The organism is Pectobacterium brasiliense, assembly GCF_013449685.1.
In the GTDB taxonomy this organism is placed as follows: domain Bacteria; phylum Pseudomonadota; class Gammaproteobacteria; order Enterobacterales; family Enterobacteriaceae; genus Pectobacterium; species Pectobacterium brasiliense_A.
On record NZ_JACDSF010000017.1, the window covers coordinates 104,274 to 122,379 of the forward strand.

The following is an 18,106-nucleotide window of genomic DNA, read 5'->3' on the forward strand; positions in this document are numbered from 1 at the left end:
TGAAGGTATGAAGGTATGAAGGTAAAGTCTTACCGCAACAATCACCAACAAAGTAGAGTAAAAAGAAATTATTATATATGAAACTGCATGGTGATATTGTTGGTACTTAACACAGCACTTATACTCGAGTCGGAATGTGATTTGGCGCGCATTATGCCACAAGCGCGCGATAGGATCGCGGTTAGTTTTGAGTAATATTTAAGCGATAGCGCATACAGGAGAGAAATGCGATGCCGATAGTACGTCGTTTCAAACAGGTCGACGTTTTCACCCAGCAGTCTTTCAAGGGCAATCCGCTTGCCGTCATTATGGAGGCGAAGGGATTAACCGATGCGCAAATGCAGGAGATCGCTCGCTGGACAAACCTGTCAGAAACCACGTTTGTCCTGCCAGCCACCGATCCTTTAGCGGATTACCATGTTCGTATTTTTACGCCAGAATCGGAAATGCCGTTTGCCGGACACCCTACGCTAGGCACCGCGCATTCCCTGCTGGAAGAAGGGTTGCGCCCTAAATCCCCAGGTCAGTTAGTGCAACAGTGCGGCGTTGGCTTAGTGCCAATTAATATTAATGATGACGGCAGTCTGGCTTTTCACGCGCCGCAGGCCACCATGGTTCCGTTTGGTGATGAGCATGCGCCACTGCTGGAAAAAACGCTGGGCATTACTGGTTTGGGTAGTGCCGCTATCGATAACCGCTACCCGCCCACCGCGGTACACATGGGCATTCGCTGGCTTGTGATTCGCGTCGACAGCGCCGACACTTGCCTGAACATCACACCGGATGCTGAAGCACTCTCAACCTTGCAAAACCTCAGCCAGACCAACGGCATCGCCATCTATGGCCCCCACGATAATGCGACGCCAGCCGATTATGAAGTTCGTGCGTTCTACATTGAACGTGGCCATCTCAAAGAAGATCCGGTTACCGGCAGTGCCAACGCCTGTCTGGCAGCGCTGCTTCGCCAACAGCATTCTATCAATAACGTCACCGCGCCACTCAGCTACCTTGCGCGACAGGGCACCATGCTGCAACGCGATGGCCGCATTACTGTCACTTACCTGAACGATGAACCGTGGATCGGCGGGCACAGCGTCACGATCGTTGACGGTACGTTGCAGCGGTAAAGGGAGCGATTTTATGGAAGCGCCATTTGTCGATACGTCATTTACAGATGCACTGTATGAATTGCGTCATCAGCCCCACCTGCGCCTAGCGATCCAGGAAGAACGCGATGCAGATACGCTTTTTACCCTGATTCAGCAGGAAAAGGCGCGCTTACGGCGTACTTTACCCTGGCCGGATTCCGTCAAAAGCGTCGATGACACGCGTGAAACCATTCGCGCCAACCGAAAGGCCTTCTTCTATAAAACGGCCGCCGTGTACATTATTCGCTGGGACGACGCGCTGGCTGGCATCGTCTCCTTCAACACGATTCAGGATAAAGAAGGCGTCATCGGCTATTGGATCGCCGAAACCTTTGAAGGCAAAGGCATCGTTTCTCAGGCTGTCAGTACACTGATAGCCGCCTATACCGATGCAAACCTCGTTGAGCGCAGCGTCATCAGAGCCTCAGCCGCCAACACGCGTAGCAACGCTGTCGCTCAACGGCTTGGCTTCCGCTTTCACCACACGGAGAAAGACGCTGAGCAGATTGGCGAGCAGTGGTTCGATCACAATATTTATCACTATCCCGCCTGATATGACCTCGCATGCTTTCTACTACCTGATGCGCTGACCTTCCTGCTGCGTATCAGGTTCTTTCGCTCCACGACGTGTTTCATTTATCGTGTCGTTATGTTTTTGTGACTAACGTCACAAAAATGTTGAAATCCGATCTCATCTTCGCTACCATTAAAAACGTGATGAACATCACATTTAACTAACCCGTTAGAGGAGTCTGATAATGAAAACTTTTCGCAAAATCAGCAAATTCTTTAAAAGAATGGGAGATGTTTATGTCAGTTACTGCGAACGTATTGGGTCAATCATCAGCCCGTTCTGATTGTGATATAAACAATCTCTAAAGCCGCCTCCTACAGGCGGCTTTTGTTTTTTCAGCTTCTCTTTCACCATGCTCATCCTCCTTTCCTTTTTGTCTACCTACACGTCGCAGATTGGTGCAGCACGCCGCATGCCTGAACATTCTCTTTTAAAAACAGCTCAATGCATTTTCCTTTCACGGCAAAACCATCTATTGGGTACAAGGAATACCGGACAAAGAGGATAAGATTCAGGACTAAGGGAAATCGAGAGATGTAGCGGGTAACCCCGCTACATTATTCCCAGAAATTCAATTACCAGAAACTAGAAGGAACTAGCGCTTAGCCAGCAGTAACCCTAATACCAGCCCCACGGTGGCACCAATACCGATACCGTGCCAGGGTTTGTCATGCACATAGACGTCGGCTTTGTCGGCCACCTGCTTGGCGCGGGCATAATAACTGTCAGTTACGCCAATACGGGCTTTGACTTCCAGCAGCGCTTTTTCAGCGCCCTTCTTCAAATCAAGGTAGGCTTGGTCTGCCTGATCGCCCGTATAGCGCAATACCTCATCCAGCGTTTCAGACAGAAGTTTTAAATCATCATCGACACGAATTTCTTCAGGCTGTTTTTTGGTCGCTGCCATAAAGTGCTCCCTTCTGTTATGAAAAGTCATGAGTTATAAATCGTTGCCTGATTAACTATAGACAATTTTGCGCCGTTCCTACGGTTTCAACAGACCAGATCATTCCTAAAACGTATTTGGCTTCCATAAAAAAATGCACGTCGCTTGCGACGGCCCGAAGGGTGGCGAGCAGGAAGCTCGCCATAAAAAAACGCCGTTGATTCTCATCAACGGCGCTTCATTACTCAAGCAGACTCTCGTCAGTGGTTACATCATTGGCTGCGCCAATTGCACCAGAGAAATAAGCGGCTGCGGATACAAACCAAAGAACAGTACTGCGATGGAGGAGATCAATACGACTACACCACCAGCAGTTAAAGCCCAGTTGTTTGGCGTATCACGCTGCAACACCTGCGGCGCATTCAGGAACAAACTGACCATCACGCGCAGATAGTAGTACAGGCCAATGGCGCTACCCAGCACGACCGCACCAGTCAGCCACCACAGCTCAGCGTTAACACCGACAGCCAGTACGTAGAATTTACCGAAGAAGCCCAGCGTCATCGGAATACCCGCCAGAGACAGCATCATCACCGTCATCACCGCAGACAGAATCGGTTTATGCCAGAACAAGCCACGGTAAGAGAACAGTGAGTCGGCATCTGGGCCACGGTACGGGCTGGACATCAGGCTAACCACACCAAACGCGCCCAGGCTGCTGAACAGGTAACCCACCAGATACACGCCTACGGTTTCCAGTGCCAGTTGATGACTCTGAACCGCAATCAGGGCAACCAGCAAATAGCCCAAATGCGCGATGGAAGAGTAGCCGAGCAGACGTTTGATGTTGGTTTGCGATACCGCCATCACGTTACCGAACAGGATCGACGCGAATGCGATGACGCCCAGCACGATTCTGACAGATTCGCTGTCAGCCATCGGCGCATACAGGAACAAACGCATGACTGCACCGAAAACGGCAATTTTACCGGCCGTCGCCAGAAACGTAGACACAGGTGCAGGCGCGCCCTGATACACATCAGGCGTCCAAAGCTGGAACGGAACCAGAGACAGTTTGAAGCCCAGACCGACAATCATCATCCCCAAGCCTGCCAGCAACAGCGGCTCATGGATTTGGTGATCGCTCAGGCTCTTACCGAGGCTGGCAAAGCTCATATCGCCTGATTCAGCATAAATCAGCGCCATACCAAACAGCAGGAAGGAAGACGCCGCCGCCGACAGCAGCATGTATTTAATACTGGCTTCCAGCGAACGTTTCAGGCGGAAGGCATAACCGACCAGACCAAACAGCGGGAGAGAAAGCAGTTCAATCCCGATGAACAGCGATGCCAGATGGTTAGCGCTCGCCAGCAGGATCCCACCTAACGCAGCAATCAGAACCAGCAGGTAGAACTCATCACGGTTGTCTGGGTAGCCTTGCAGCCACGGATAGGCAAACGTGCTGGTTGCCAGACTGGCAACCAGAACCAGTCCGGTATAGAACATCGAGAAGCCATCAACACGCAGCAGCGGCGTCACGTCCGTTGGGCCAACCTGGCCGACAAAGTACAGTGACAGCAACGCAATATTCAGGCCGATAACCGTCATGGTTGCGTTGACAAAATGGTTGCGTCGCCACGCAATGCACAGCATCACAACCACTACCGTCAATCCGACGATCAACAGCGGCGATAGCGCAATTAGTTGTTGAAGAGTTATTGTCATGGCGAATTACGGCCTTGTTGTTGAAATAATTGAATCTGGAGCAGACGACATAAACCACTGCTGGATATTTGACATCGCGGCACTGGAGGTATCCAGAATCGGTTGCGGGTAAACCCCTAACAACACCAGTAATACCACCAACAGCATCACGATAGACAATTCGCGGAGCGACATACTCTTCAATGGTTCATCAGATTTAGGCGTACCGTAATAAGCACGCTGAATCATGATCAGTGAGTAGACCGACGCGAATACCAGACCGAAGGTTGAGATCACCGTAATCACCGGCACAACCTGATAGCTGCCGAACAGAATCATGAATTCGCCGACAAAGTTACCCGTGCCCGGCATACCCAAGGTTGCCACAGCAAAGAACAAAGACAGCGCAGGCAGGAACTTCAGACGCGACCACAGGCCGCCCATTTCACGCATGTCACGGGTATGCAGACGCTCGTACAGCTGACCACACAGAATGAACAGACCGGCAGCGGACAAGCCGTGCGCAATCATCTGGATCACCGCGCCCTGATAAGCCAGTTGATTACCGGAATAGATGGCAATCATCACGAAGCCCATGTGGGACACAGAGGTATAAGCAATCAGACGCTTGATATCCGTCTGTTTAAACGCCAGCCAGGCACCGTAGAAGATACCAATCACGCCCAGCCACATGGCAATCGGTGCAAAGGCATGGGAAGCATTCGGGAACAGCGGCAGGCTGAAACGCAGCAGACCATAGGCCGCCGTTTTCAACAGTATCCCTGCCAGGTCAACAGAACCCGCCGTTGGCGCCTGACTGTGTGCATCCGGCAACCAACCGTGCAACGGCACGACAGGCATTTTTACAGCAAATGCGATGAAGAAGCCCAGCATCAGCAGATATTCAACACCGTATGACATCGGCGTCTTCAGCAGGTCTTCATAGTTGAACGTCCACACGCCGGTGGCATTGTGATGCACAAAGACCAGCGCCAGAATCGCGATCAACATGATCAGGCCACTTGCCTGGGTATAAATGAAGAACTTGGTTGCCGCCGTAATTCTGGTTTTACCGTCGGAGCCTTTATGCCCCCACAGTGCAATCAGGAAGTACATCGGTACCAGCATCATCTCCCAGAAGAAGAAGAACAGGAACATGTCGATGGCAAGGAACACACCGATAACGCCGCCCAGAATCCACAGCAGGTTCAGGTGGAAGAAACCCTGATAGCGCTGAATTTCATTCCAGGAACAGAGGATTGCCAACACGCCCAGCAGCCCCGTCAGCACGACCATCAGCAGCGACAGGCCATCCAGCGCAAGATGGATACCGATGCCGAAGCGTGGAATCCATGGCACATAAAACTCGGATTGCCATTGTGGCACGCCTGTCGGCGCCGTCAGAGAGTAACCGCCTTGCAACCACAGTTGCAGAGACAGTGCGAGTGTCAGCCCCATTGCAATCAACGCTATCCAGCGCGGTACTTTCGTACCAAAACGCTCTAACTGCCAGCACAGCAGACCGCCGATAAAGGGGAGAAGAATTAGCCAAGGTAGTAGCATGGCGTTTTGTGTCCCTAAATTAAAGAAATCTGAAAACTTGCCGTGGCGGGCATCCCTATCTGCGGAATGCCCTACCTTTTATACGTTACCGGATACTGCCTTAGACCAGCAGTAACAAGGCCAGCACCAGCACGGCACCAAAGCCCATAGAAGCAACGTACCAGCGCAACTGACCATTCGCACTGAGCGCCAGCCCACGGTTACCCCAACGGGTGATCGTAGCCGGAAGCGTCATCAATGCATTTAACGGATCACGCTGCAACAGCTTCGCGATAGCCAGATACGGTTTCACAAAGACATGGTCGTACAACCAGTCGAAGCCCCACGCGTGGAACCACCAGGTCGAGAAGAAACGACCTGGAGCACTCTTCGCGATGCTGCTCACCGCCTGACGTTTACCCAGCCACAGCACAGCAGCAAGCAGAATACCGGCAATCGCCACCATGCCAGAGGTAATTTCCAGCGTCATCAACTGGCCGTGTTCAAGCTCTGTCGTCGCTGGTAATACACCGTGCAACGGCGGAACAATCATCGCACCAATAAAGGTGGACAGAATCATCAGCACAACCAGCGGTAAGTGGTGAGAAATGCCTTTTCCTGCATGCGCTTTGGTTTTCTCTTCACCGTGGAACACGATGAAAATCATACGGAACGTATACAGCGAGGTCATGAAGGCACCGGCCAATCCAGCCACCATCAGATTGACGTGACCATTTGCCCATGCGCCAGCCAGAATCTCGTCTTTACTGAAGAAGCCTGCGGTAACCAACGGCAGTGCAGCCAACGCCGCGCCCCCGACCAAGAAGCAAACATAAACCAGCGGAATCGTTTTACGCAGGCCGCCCATCTTGAAGATGTTCTGCTCGTGGTGGCAGGCCAGAATCACCGAACCAGACGAGAGGAACAGCAGCGCTTTAAAGAACGCGTGCGTCATCAGGTGGAAAATCGCGGCATCCCATGCCTGAACGCCCAGCGCCAGGAACATGTAACCAATCTGACTCATGGTAGAGTAAGCCAAGACGCGCTTGATGTCGGTTTGAACCAGAGCGGCAAAACCCGCCAGCACCAGCGTTACTGCACCCACAATCCCTACCAGATGCAGAACATCCGGTGCCATCAGGAAGAGGCCGTTTGTACGCGCAATCAGGTAAACACCCGCGGTAACCATCGTCGCGGCGTGGATCAGTGCAGATACCGGAGTTGGACCGGCCATTGCATCCGCCAGCCAGGTTTGCAGCGGAAGCTGTGCCGATTTACCGACCGCACCACCCAGCAACATCAGCGTAGCCCAGGTGATTTCCGGTGAACCCTCAGCCAGTTTCTGCGGTGCCAATACCATCAGCTCGCGGAAGTTAAGCGTACCCAGTTCTTTGTAAAGGATGAACAGGGCAAAGGCGAGGAAGACGTCACCCACACGCGTAACGATGAAAGCTTTCATCGCCGCCGCGCCGTTCTTCGGATTGGTGTAGTAGAAACCGATCAGCAGGTAACTGCACAGCCCCACCCCTTCCCAACCGAGGTACATCAACAACAGGTTATCCGCCAGTACCAGAATGACCATACTCGCGATGAACAGGTTGGTGTAGGCGAAGAAGCGGGAATATCCCTCTTCCCCACGCATGTACCAGGAGGCAAACAGGTGGATAAAGAAACCAACGCCCGTTACAACGGACAGCATCGTCACCGAAAGGCCATCGAGCGTCAACGTTACGCTGATGTCGAAGTTGCCAACGGCCATCCATGTCCACAAATGCTGATTAAAGAAGGTCACGCCACCGTGCTGTTGGCCCATGAAATCGACCACAACCCAAGCGGTAACCAACGCTGCCAGACCAATCGAGCCAACACCGACAGTCGCGGACGTATTTTCCGACCAGCGACCGCGAGAAAATGCCAGCAACAGAAAGCCGAGCAGCGGGAAGAGTATTGTTAAATAGAGTAAGTTCATCCGCGCATCTCACTGACTGTATCAATATTCAGGGTCTGACGACGACGATACATTTGCAGCAACAGTGCCAGACCAATACTGGCCTCAGCCGCTGCCAACGTAATCGCCAGAATGTACATCACCTGACCATCCGGCTGCTGCCAGTAACTGCCTGCGACGACAAAAGCCAGCGCGGCAGCATTGATCATAATTTCGAGACTGATCAACATAAACAGCAGGTTACGGCGAATCAACAGACCAGTCAGCCCCAGAACAAACAGGATAGCGGCTAAAATTAACCCATGTTGTAACGGAATCATGCGCGTTCCCCCGTTATTTTCTTCTCAACGTCCTGGTTCGCGCCTTCTTTACTGACAACGTCACCACGTTTATCTTCACGACCAATGTGGAAAGCGACAACCAATCCCGCCAGCAGCAGCATTGATGCCAATTCAACAGCCAGAACATAAGGACCAAACAGGCTGATACCCACGGCTTTCGCCTCAACTGGCGTACCCGTTATGCCCTGCTCTTTCAGGCTAAGGATGGCATTGACGACAATCACCAGTAACGCCAGTGAAAGAATGCTCGGACCGATCCAGACGCTAGGCTTCAGCCAATTCCGCTCTTGTTCTTCTACGGAATTACCGAGGTTGAGCATCATGACCACGAATACGAACAGCACCATGATGGCACCTGCATACACGATGATGCTCAGCGCGCCGGCAAAATTAGCCCCCAGCGAGAAAAATACGCCCGCAATCGCCATAAGCGAGGTGACCATATACAACAATGCATGCACAGGATTGGTATGCGTAATGACGCGCAATGTCGCCAGTATCGCAATCAAGCCTGTGGTATAAAAAGCGAATTCCATGCTAGCTCCTTAGGGCAACAGGCCTTTGACATCAATGGGTTTGGCTTCGTTTTCAGCTTCGCCTTTGTCTTTCCCATCGATTGCCATACCAGCCATCCGGTAGAAATTGTATTCCGGATATTTACCCGGCCCCGATATCAGCAAATCTTCTTTCTCGTACACCAGATCCTGACGTTTGTAGTCGCCCATCTCGAAATCCGGCGTCAGTTGGATAGCGGTTGTAGGGCACGCTTCTTCGCAGAAGCCACAGAAAATGCAGCGCGAGAAGTTGACGCGGAAGAACTCCGGATACCAGCGACCATCTTTGGTTTCCGCTTTCTGCAATGAGATACAGCCGACCGGACAGGCCACCGCACACAGGTTGCAGGCAACGCAACGCTCTTCACCATCAGGATCACGCGTCAGCACGATACGACCACGATAGCGCGGCGGTGGATTCACAGGCTCTTCTGGATACATTCTGGTTTCGCGCTTCTTAAAAGCATTCGATCCCACCATACAGATACTGCGTATCTGGGTGCCGAAACCAACCACTAACTCTTTCAATGTCATGGTTTATTCACCCCTTCTTAAGCGTTGTACAAAATGACGGCCGCTGTCGCCAGCAGATTCAAAAGCGTTATCGGCAGACAGACTTTCCAACCGAAAGACATCACCTGGTCATAACGCGGACGGGGTAACGAAGCACGAATCAGGATGAACATCATCATGAAAAAGCCTGTTTTCAGCGCAAACCAGACAAACGGAGGCAGGATTGGACCATGCCAGCCACCGAAAAATAAGGTCACCATCAGCGCGGAAACAGTCACGATCCCGATATATTCCCCGACAAAGAACAGACCGAATTTCATACCGGAGTATTCAATGTGGTAACCATCTGCCAGTTCCTGTTCAGCTTCAGGCTGGTCAAACGGGTGACGGTGACACACCGCCACGCCTGCGATGGCAAACGTAATAAAGCCGAAGAACTGCGGAATCACGTTCCACAGGTGTTCCTGAGAATCGACGATGTCACGCATGTTGAACGAGCCCGCTTGCGCGACAACCCCCATCAACGACAGGCCGATGAACACTTCGTAGCTTACGGTTTGAGCAGAAGCACGCACCGCACCCAGCAGCGAGTATTTGTTGTTACTTGCCCAGCCAGCAAACAGCACCGCGTAAACGGCCAAACCCGCCATCATCAGGAAGAACAGGATACCGATGTTCAGATCGGCGACACCCCAGGTTGGCGTGATCGGCACAATCGCAAAGGCAATCAGCATTGACGTAAACGCGATCATCGGTGCCAGCGTGAAGATCACCTTATCGGTGAAATTCGGCACCCAGTCTTCTTTGAAGAACATTTTGATCATGTCAGCGACAAGCTGCAATGAACCGCCCCAACCTACCCGGTTCGGTCCATAACGTCCCTGGAAGAGGCCGAGCAGTCGACGTTCACCCATACTCATGAATGCGCCACAGGTCACCACAACCAGCAGAATCACGATCGCTTTTCCGACGGAGATCAGAATTTCGATTAATTCCGGTGTTAACCAACTCATTGTGCGGCCTCCCGCAGATTTTCAACGGTTGCACCCGCCAGCACCGGTGCAATACCCGGTAAGCCCAGCGGTAAACCAACCTGTCCCTGACTCAATGCCGCACTTAAGCGCAGTGGCAGACGTAACGTTTGTCCTGCACAGGTCAACTCCAGCAACGCACCGGCGTTAACGCCCAGCGTTGCCGCATCAGCAGGGTTCACCATCACGTAAGGCTCTGGCATACGCTGCTGAATCACGTCAGAACGCTGTGACATTTCATCACTACCAAACAGGTGATAATACGGCGCAACGCGCCATTGACCCTCTTGTGGGACGAAAGCCGCAGGAATGTTATCGAAATACGCCAGCGAACCTTCTCCGGCTTCGATCATACGCACACCCGGATCGCCATGACGCAAATGTCCGCCCACTTCGTCCTGGAATTTGTTCCAGGCTTGCGGTGAGTTCCAGCCTGGTGCCCAGGCAAACGGAATCTGCTGACGATTAGCTGTCGGGCTGTTGTTCCCTTCCATTGAGAAGGCAAACATAGTGTCTTTATCGACGGGCTGACGCGGTTCATGCACGCTGATATTGGCACGCATCGCAGTACGGCCGCTGGAGCGAATCGGTGAACGCGACAGTTTCTGACCACGAATACGGAACGAGGCGTCAGGCGCAGCATCTTTAATTGCAGCCAGTTGCGGCAATTCAGCAACACACGCATCAATCACGTTATCCAACTGCGTCCAGTCAACCTGACGGCTGTTATAGGTGATATACAGCGAGTGCAGCCAGCGCCAGCTTTCCAGCATCACTATCTTATCGTTGTAGTACGTTGGGTCATAAACCTGGAAGAAACGCTGAGCGCGGCCTTCCTGATTGACCAACGTACCATCGCTTTCAGCAAAGCTGGCGGCAGACAGAATGATACTGGCCTTATCCATGATGCGAGTACGCTGATGGTCAACCACAATCAGGTTCTCCGCTTTTTCCAGCGCGGCATCAACGCGAGCGATGGGGGCATGACGGTAGAGATCGTTCTCCAGCACCACCACGCTGTCGGCGTCACCGTTTTCCAACTGCGCCAGCGCGTCATCCAGCGAACCGCCACCCATGATTGACAGCCCGATGCTGTTAGCAGCAGAAGCAACAAAGGTGATACCGACGTCAGAACCGCGATTTTTCAGCGCCTTGGCAACGTTTGCCGCCGCAGAGATCACTTCCTCGCTACCTGAATTGGTACCGGAGATGATGAGTGGTTTTTTCGCACCGGCCAGCGCCTGTACGATGATATCGACTTTCTGGTCGAGGCCCGCAGCCAGATCGGTAACTGCTGGCGCGCTGCTATCCAGACCGTGTGCAATGGCGAAGCCAAGACGAGCCTGATCGGCAACCGGCGCACGGTAGTTCCATGCGGCGATGTCGTCCAGACGGGTGTTGTCAACGTTGGTGACAAACAGCGGATGCTTGGCATGCTGACCGATGTTCATGATTGCCGCAATCTGCCAGTCAGCCACTTTCTGTGCGGCTGCCATTTCGCGAGCTTTACCTTTAACGGCCTGGCGAACAGCCAGTGCGATACGCGCACCCGTCTGCGTCAAGTCTTCACCCAGAATCAGAACCGCATCGTAGCCTTCGATCTCACGCAGCGCCGGTGTTCTCACACCGCTTTCGCGCAGCACTTTCAGGATCAGTTGCAGACGATTTTGTTCTTCCTGCGCGATACCGGTGTAGAAGTTTTCAGCACCAACTAACTCACGCAACGCGAAGTTGCTTTCAATGCTGGCACGCGGTGAACCGATACCGATCGTTTTCTTCGCCTGACGCAGCACATCCGCCGCACCTTGCAATGCCTGATCGGCATTCAGCGCGATCCAGTCATCACCACGACGTTGCAGCGGCTGGTTCGGACGGTCTTTCTGGTTGACATAGCCGTAACCAAAACGGCCGCGGTCACACAGGAAATAGTGGTTTACGCTACCGTTGAAACGGTTTTCGATACGACGCAGTTCGCCATAGCGTTCACCGGGGCTGGTATTACAGCCGATGCTGCACTGCTGGCAGACGCTCGGTGCAAACTGCATATCCCATTTACGGTTATAGCGCTCAGAGTGCGTTTTATCGGTGAATACACCGGTAGGACACACTTCAACCAGGTTACCGGAGAACTCGCTTTCCAGCGTGCCATCTTCTGGGCGACCGAAGTAGACGTTGTCGTGAGCACCGTAAACGCCGAGATCTTTGCCATCCGCGTAATCTTTGTAGTAACGCACGCAGCGATAGCACGCGATACAGCGGTTCATCTCATGAGAAATGAACGGCCCGAGATCCTGATTGCGATGGGTACGTTTGGTGAAGCGATAGCGACGGAAGTTCTGCCCCGTCATCACCGTCATATCCTGCAAATGACAGTTACCGCCTTCCTCACATACCGGACAATCGTGCGGGTGGTTGGTCATCAGAAACTCAACTATCGTCTTACGGAATAGCTTCGCTTCTTCATCTTCAATCGCGATGAACGTTCCTTCGGTTGCTGGTGTCATACAAGACATCACCAGACGACCGCGGGTGTCTTCCGCGTTTTGGTACTGTTTTACCGCACAGAGGCGGCAGGATCCGACGCTCCCGAGCGCGGGGTGCCAGCAAAAGTAAGGAATATCAAGTCCCAGAGTCAGGCAAGCTTCCAGAAGGTTGTCTGCTCCGTTTACTTCATACTCTTTGCCGTCTACATGAATAGTAGCCATAGTCAGCATGCTTCCATAATGGCCCGTGTTACCACGAGCGCTAATCAAAAATTCTGTATACCCTCACTTTCAAATCGCAAATGCGTTGGCTACCTGCGTCTTGAAATCTATTGGGTTTATGAGGGGGGCTTATTTGCGCCACCCTGCGGATACATTCACTGCATCTCGCACGTGTTGAGCGATATCTTACCAGCGCTCTTTCAACAGGTTAGGCTGAATACCGCCAATCGCTTTGACATTGCCTAAATACTGTTTAGAGATACCCGCTTCGAATTCTTCCCGGAAATACTTGATGGCGCTTTGCAAAGGTTCGACCGCACCCGGCGCATGCGCACAGAAGGTGTTACCCGGTCCGAGGAAACGGCAAAGTTGCTCCAGCGTTTCGATATCGCCAGGCTGGCCTTCTCCCTTCTCCAACGCACGCAGAATCTTCACACTCCACGGCAGACCATCGCGGCACGGCGTACACCAGCCACAAGATTCACGGGCGAAGAATTCTTCGAGATTGCGGGTCAGCGAAACCATATTGATTTCGTGATCGACGGCCATCGCCAGCGCGGTCCCCATACGGCTACCCGCTTTCGCAATGTGCTCAAAATCCATCGGCAGATCGAGATGACTTTCCGTCAAGAAATCCGTACCGGCACCACCCGGTTGCCAGGCTTTCAGCTTCAGACCATCGCGCATACCGCCCGCGTAGTCTTCCAGAATTTCACGCGCAGTCGTACCGAACGGCAGTTCCCACAGGCCCGGATTCTTGACGCGGCCGGAGAAGCCCATCAGTTTCGTGCCTGCATCTTTACTTTTACCCGCAGACAGCCCTTGATACCACGCCGCACCGTGCTCAATAATTGCCGGTACGTTACACAGCGTTTCCACGTTGTTGACGCAGGTCGGTTTGCCCCACACACCCGCAGACGCCGGGAACGGCGGCTTAGAGCGAGGGTTAGCACGACGGCCTTCCAGCGAGTTAATCAGTGCTGTTTCTTCACCGCAGATATAACGCCCAGCACCGGTATGCACGAACAGCTCGAAATCAAACCCGCTGCCCAGAATATTTTTACCCAGCAGGCCAGCCGCTTTCGCTTCTTCGATTGCGCGACGCAGGTGAACGGCAGCTTCGATGTATTCACCGCGCAGGAAGATGTAGCCGCGGTAGGCTTTCAGCGCAAAGGCGCTGATCAGCATGCCTTCAACCAGCAGATGAGGCTCTTGCTCCATCAGCAGGCGGTCTTTATAAGTACCAGGCTCCATCTCATCCGCGTTACATAGCAGGTAGCGGATATTCATGCTTTCGTCTTTCGGCATCAAGCTCCACTTCAAGCCTGTCGAAAAACCCGCGCCGCCACGCCCTTTCAGGCCAGCGTCTTTAACCAGTGAGACCACTTCATCCTGCGCCATGCCGGTTAACGCTTTTTGCGCGGCGACATAGCCGTTTTTGCTGCGATATTCATCCAGCCATACTGGCTGTTTGTCTGCACGTAAACGCCAGGTCAGAGGATGCTGCTCAGCAGTCAGAACAATGTCTTTACTCATTGATACTGCTCCAATAACGATTCAATACCTTCCGGCGTCACATGGCTGTGGGTATCATCGTCAATCATCATTGACGGCCCCTTGTCGCAGTTCCCCAGGCAGCAGGTCGGCAACAGCGTGAAACGTCCATCGAACGTTGTCTGTCCCGGTTTGATGCTGAGCTTACGCTCAAGCGCAGCCTGAACGCCCTGATAGCCATTGATGTGGCACACGACGCTGTCGCAATAGCGAATAACATGACGCCCGACAGGCTGACGGAAAATCTGGCTATAGAACGTTGCCACGCCTTCCACGTCACTGGCCGGGATACCCAGCAGATCGGCAATCGCGTGGATAGCCCCATCCGGCACCCAGCCACGTTCTTTTTGCACAATTTTCAGTGCTTCGATTGACGCGGCGCGTGCATCTTCGTAGTGATGTTTTTCGTGCTCAATAGCGTCACGTTCGGCGTCAGTCAATACAAAAGCAGTGTCTTTTGTCAGCGAATCGGCAGCAGGCTGTCCCTGAGCGTCAATATGATCGTGATTGTTGTGATCATGCATAATTAGCGGTCCACATCTGACATTACGAAATCAATACTGCCGAGGTAAACGATCAGGTCGGATACCAAACATCCGCGAATGACAGAAGGAATCTGTTGCAGATGCGCATAGCTCGGCGTGCGAATACGGGTACGATAGCTCATCGTGCCGCCGTCACTGGTCAGGTAATAGCTGTTGATGCCTTTCGTTGCCTCGACCATCTGGAATGATTCATTGGCAGGCATAACCGGTCCCCAAGAAACCTGAAGAAAGTGGTTGATCAGCGTATCGATATGCTGCAACGTGCGCTCTTTTGGCGGCGGCGTCGTCAGCGGGTGATCTGCTTTGAACGGGCCTTCAGGCATGTTCTTGAGGCACTGATCCAGAATACGTAAGCTCTGGCGCAGTTCTTCAACTTTCAGCATCACGCGGCTATAGCAATCGCTGATGCCGTCGCCTACTGGCACTTCAAAGTCAAAGTTTTCATAGCCGGAATACGGACGCCATTTACGTACGTCGAAACCGATACCAGTAGCACGCAGACCTGCACCCGTTACGCCCCATTCCAATGCTTCTTTCGCATTGTAGGCAGCAACGCCCTGAGTACGGCCTTTTAGAATGGTGTTCTGCAATGCAGATTTGACATAGGTATCCAAACGCGCTGGCATCCAATCAAGGAATTCACGCAGCAGACGTTCCCAACCGCGTGGTAGATCGTGTGCCACACCGCCAATACGGAACCACGCTGGGTGCATACGGAAGCCGGTAATCGCTTCAACCAAATCGTAAATTTTCTGGCGGTCTGTAAACGCAAAGAACACCGGTGTCATCGCACCGACGTCCTGAATATAGGTACTGATGTACAGCAGGTGGCTATTAATACGGAACAACTCAGACAGCATGACGCGAATCGTTTTGACGCGATCCGGCACCTCAATACCTGCCAGTTTTTCCACGGCCAGTACGTACGGCATTTCGTTAACGCAGCCGCCGAGGTATTCAATACGGTCAGTATAAGGAATGTAGCTGTGCCAGGATTGGCGCTCGCCCATTTTCTCCGCACCGCGATGGTGGTAACCCACATCAGGCACGCAGTCGACGATTTCTTCGCCGTCCAATTGCAGGATAATACGGAAGGCACCGTGTGAAGACGGGTGGTTCGGACCGAGGTTGAGGAACATGAAGTCCTCGTTTTCAGTACCGCGCTTCATTCCCCACTCTTCCGGTTTGAACGTCAGCGATTCCATCTCCAGATCTTCTTTCTGCTTGGTCAGCTCGAAAGGATCGAATTCGGTCGCACGCGCCGGATAATCTTTACGCAACGGATGCCCTTCCCACGTCTGCGGCATCATGATGCGCGTCAGGTGCGGGTGACCATCAAAGGTCATACCGAACATCTCCCACGTTTCCCGTTCATACCAGTTGGCATTCGGGAACAGTTTGGTCACGGTCGGCAAATGCATATCATTTTCAGCCAACGCGACTTTCAGCATGATATCGCGGTTACGCTCAATGGAAATGAGGTGATAAAAGACGGAGTAGTCGGCGGCAGGTAAACCCTCACGATGGGTGCGCAGGCGCTCATCCATACCGTGCAGGTCAAACAGCATGACATAAGGCTTCGGCTGTTTTTTCAGGAATGCGACAACATCCAGTAATTGCTCACGTTTGACCCACACAACAGGGATACCTGTGCGGGTTGCCTGTACAGTAAATGCATCTGGTCCAAAACGGTTACACAGTTCGCCAACGACCGGATCGTTAAGATGATCGCGGGTTTGCCAGCCTGGCTGAGCGAGATCGTGTGTCGTTAAATCTGTCATAAATATGTCACCACATTAAATGTGCTATTTCTGTAGCTGATAATGACCGCACACTATTATCGAGGTATTACACGGCCACCGGGTTTATCATCTACAGGTCAAATCTCATCAGGCGAACGCAGGTTGGTCACAGCGATTCGCTCGCCGCGTTTGCGCTCACGCTCAGATTGCATGTTGGCGCGGTAAACGCCCTGTTCACCCACCACCCATGACAGAGGGCGGCGTTCTTTACCGATGGATTCTTTCAGCAGCAACAGCGCTTGCATGTAGGCTTCAGGACGCGGAGGGCAGCCCGGAATATACACATCAACAGGCAGGAATTTATCTACGCCCTGAACGACGGAATAAATATCGTACATACCGCCGGAGTTAGCACATGCGCCCATGGAGATAACCCACTTAGGTTCCAGCATTTGCTCGTACAGACGCTGAATCACAGGGGCCATTTTGGTAAAACAGGTTCCCGCGACTACCATGAAGTCAGCCTGACGTGGCGACGCACGCAGAACCTCAGCACCAAAACGCGCGACGTCATGGACGGCGGTAAATGATGTCACCATTTCTACGTAGCAACAGGACAGGCCAAAGTTGTACGGCCACAGGGAGTTCTGACGACCCCAGTTCACCGTATCGTGTAATGCATGTTCCAGTTTGCCCATGTAGACACTGCGGTGAACATGTTGCTCCAGAGGGTCGGAAACGATCTCCTGACGTTGCAGGGGATAACGGTCATTCTCACCGTCCGGCTCTATGCGGGTGAGCGTATAGTCCATCTTAAAATGCCTCGCTGTTACTGCGGATGATTGTTGGTAGTGTTGATGATGTCTGATTTAACGACTTGTCTCTTGGAACGTACTGGGGTCCAGTCAAGTGCCCCAACGCGAACCAAGTAAATCAAACCAGCCAACAGCACCAAAATGAAAATGGTTGCTTCAATGAAGCCAATCCAGCCGCTTTCTTTGATAGACACAGCCCAAGCGTAGAGATAGAGGGCTTCAACGTCGAAGATAACGAAGAACATAGCGACAAGATAAAATTTAGCAGACAGGCGTAACCGTGCTGAACCTACGGAGTCGATACCGGATTCATAAGGTACGTTTTTGGCCCTGCCTTTTGCTCTTCCCCCCAGCAAGAACCCACCGGTCAGCATAAAGACACAAAGGCCTACGGCAATGATAAGGAATAGCCCAAATGCCCAATGATGGGCGAGGATTTCAGTAGTTGTTGACATTCTCTTTGCTTACTCATCAAAAGTGGCGGGTAACATCTCTGCTCTATTA

At 52.6% G+C, this 18,106-nt stretch carries 16 protein-coding genes; 2 read left to right on the forward strand and 14 right to left on the reverse strand.

What is annotated here, in order from left to right:
* Nucleotides 1–230: 230 nt before the first annotated feature.
* Nucleotides 231–1,127 carry a PhzF family phenazine biosynthesis protein gene (locus H0248_RS08235; protein ID WP_180785515.1) on the forward strand — a complete coding sequence of 299 codons (897 nt, stop codon included), beginning with the start codon at nt 231–233 and terminating at the stop codon, nt 1,125–1,127.
* A gap of 13 nt (nt 1,128–1,140) precedes the next feature.
* Complete coding sequence (locus tag H0248_RS08240; protein ID WP_180785516.1) at nt 1,141–1,701, forward strand: GNAT family N-acetyltransferase; 561 nt, start codon at nt 1,141–1,143, stop codon at nt 1,699–1,701.
* 616 nt (nt 1,702–2,317) lie between these two features.
* On the opposite strand, the gene elaB is transcribed toward H0248_RS08240, so the two are convergent.
* The 14 genes from elaB to H0248_RS08310 form a co-directional block, all read right to left on the reverse strand.
* The gene (gene elaB, locus H0248_RS08245) at nt 2,318–2,629 is read right to left on the reverse strand and encodes a stress response protein ElaB (RefSeq protein WP_010295366.1); all 312 of its coding nucleotides are present in this window, start codon (nt 2,627–2,629) and stop codon (nt 2,318–2,320) included.
* A gap of 246 nt (nt 2,630–2,875) precedes the next feature.
* Nucleotides 2,876–4,333, reverse strand: coding sequence for an NADH-quinone oxidoreductase subunit NuoN (gene nuoN / locus H0248_RS08250; RefSeq protein WP_180785517.1), 1,458 nt, complete (start codon nt 4,331–4,333; stop codon nt 2,876–2,878).
* A gap of 6 nt (nt 4,334–4,339) precedes the next feature.
* The gene (gene nuoM / locus H0248_RS08255) at nt 4,340–5,875 is read right to left on the reverse strand and encodes an NADH-quinone oxidoreductase subunit M (protein ID WP_180785519.1); all 1,536 of its coding nucleotides are present in this window, start codon (nt 5,873–5,875) and stop codon (nt 4,340–4,342) included.
* Nucleotides 5,876–5,975: 100 nt separating this feature from the next.
* Entirely contained in the window at nt 5,976–7,823 is a 1,848-nt protein-coding gene (gene nuoL / locus H0248_RS08260; RefSeq protein WP_180785521.1) for an NADH-quinone oxidoreductase subunit L, read from the reverse strand.
* On the reverse strand, nt 7,820–8,122 hold the full coding sequence (gene nuoK / locus H0248_RS08265; protein ID WP_005969835.1) for an NADH-quinone oxidoreductase subunit NuoK: 303 nt from the start codon (nt 8,120–8,122) through the stop codon (nt 7,820–7,822). The genes nuoL and nuoK overlap by 4 nt, the downstream gene beginning before the upstream one ends.
* The gene (gene nuoJ / locus H0248_RS08270; RefSeq protein WP_010278881.1) at nt 8,119–8,679 is read right to left on the reverse strand and encodes an NADH-quinone oxidoreductase subunit J; all 561 of its coding nucleotides are present in this window, start codon (nt 8,677–8,679) and stop codon (nt 8,119–8,121) included. The genes nuoK and nuoJ overlap by 4 nt, the downstream gene beginning before the upstream one ends.
* A 9-nt stretch (nt 8,680–8,688) precedes the next feature.
* Nucleotides 8,689–9,231 carry an NADH-quinone oxidoreductase subunit NuoI gene (nuoI, locus tag H0248_RS08275; RefSeq protein WP_010278884.1) on the reverse strand — a complete coding sequence of 181 codons (543 nt, stop codon included), beginning with the start codon at nt 9,229–9,231 and terminating at the stop codon, nt 8,689–8,691.
* A gap of 17 nt (nt 9,232–9,248) precedes the next feature.
* Nucleotides 9,249–10,223, reverse strand: a complete 975-nt coding sequence (nuoH, locus tag H0248_RS08280) for an NADH-quinone oxidoreductase subunit NuoH (RefSeq protein WP_010278889.1) — start codon at nt 10,221–10,223, stop codon at nt 9,249–9,251.
* Nucleotides 10,220–12,946, reverse strand: a complete 2,727-nt coding sequence (nuoG, locus tag H0248_RS08285; protein ID WP_180785523.1) for an NADH-quinone oxidoreductase subunit NuoG — start codon at nt 12,944–12,946, stop codon at nt 10,220–10,222. The genes nuoH and nuoG overlap by 4 nt, the downstream gene beginning before the upstream one ends.
* A 186-nt stretch (nt 12,947–13,132) precedes the next feature.
* Nucleotides 13,133–14,482, reverse strand: a complete 1,350-nt coding sequence (gene nuoF / locus H0248_RS08290) for an NADH-quinone oxidoreductase subunit NuoF (RefSeq protein ID WP_138255989.1) — start codon at nt 14,480–14,482, stop codon at nt 13,133–13,135.
* A complete protein-coding gene (nuoE, locus tag H0248_RS08295) occupies nt 14,479–15,024 on the reverse strand; it encodes an NADH-quinone oxidoreductase subunit NuoE (RefSeq protein WP_102117725.1) in 546 nt (181 codons plus the stop codon). The genes nuoF and nuoE overlap by 4 nt, the downstream gene beginning before the upstream one ends.
* A 2-nt stretch (nt 15,025–15,026) precedes the next feature.
* A complete protein-coding gene (gene nuoC / locus H0248_RS08300; protein WP_039484051.1) occupies nt 15,027–16,826 on the reverse strand; it encodes an NADH-quinone oxidoreductase subunit C/D in 1,800 nt (599 codons plus the stop codon).
* 98 nt (nt 16,827–16,924) lie between these two features.
* Nucleotides 16,925–17,599, reverse strand: coding sequence for a NuoB/complex I 20 kDa subunit family protein (locus tag H0248_RS08305; protein ID WP_005969846.1), 675 nt, complete (start codon nt 17,597–17,599; stop codon nt 16,925–16,927).
* 17 nt (nt 17,600–17,616) lie between these two features.
* Nucleotides 17,617–18,057 carry an NADH-quinone oxidoreductase subunit A gene (locus H0248_RS08310; RefSeq protein ID WP_010278904.1) on the reverse strand — a complete coding sequence of 147 codons (441 nt, stop codon included), beginning with the start codon at nt 18,055–18,057 and terminating at the stop codon, nt 17,617–17,619.
* Nucleotides 18,058–18,106: the final 49 nt, after the last annotated feature.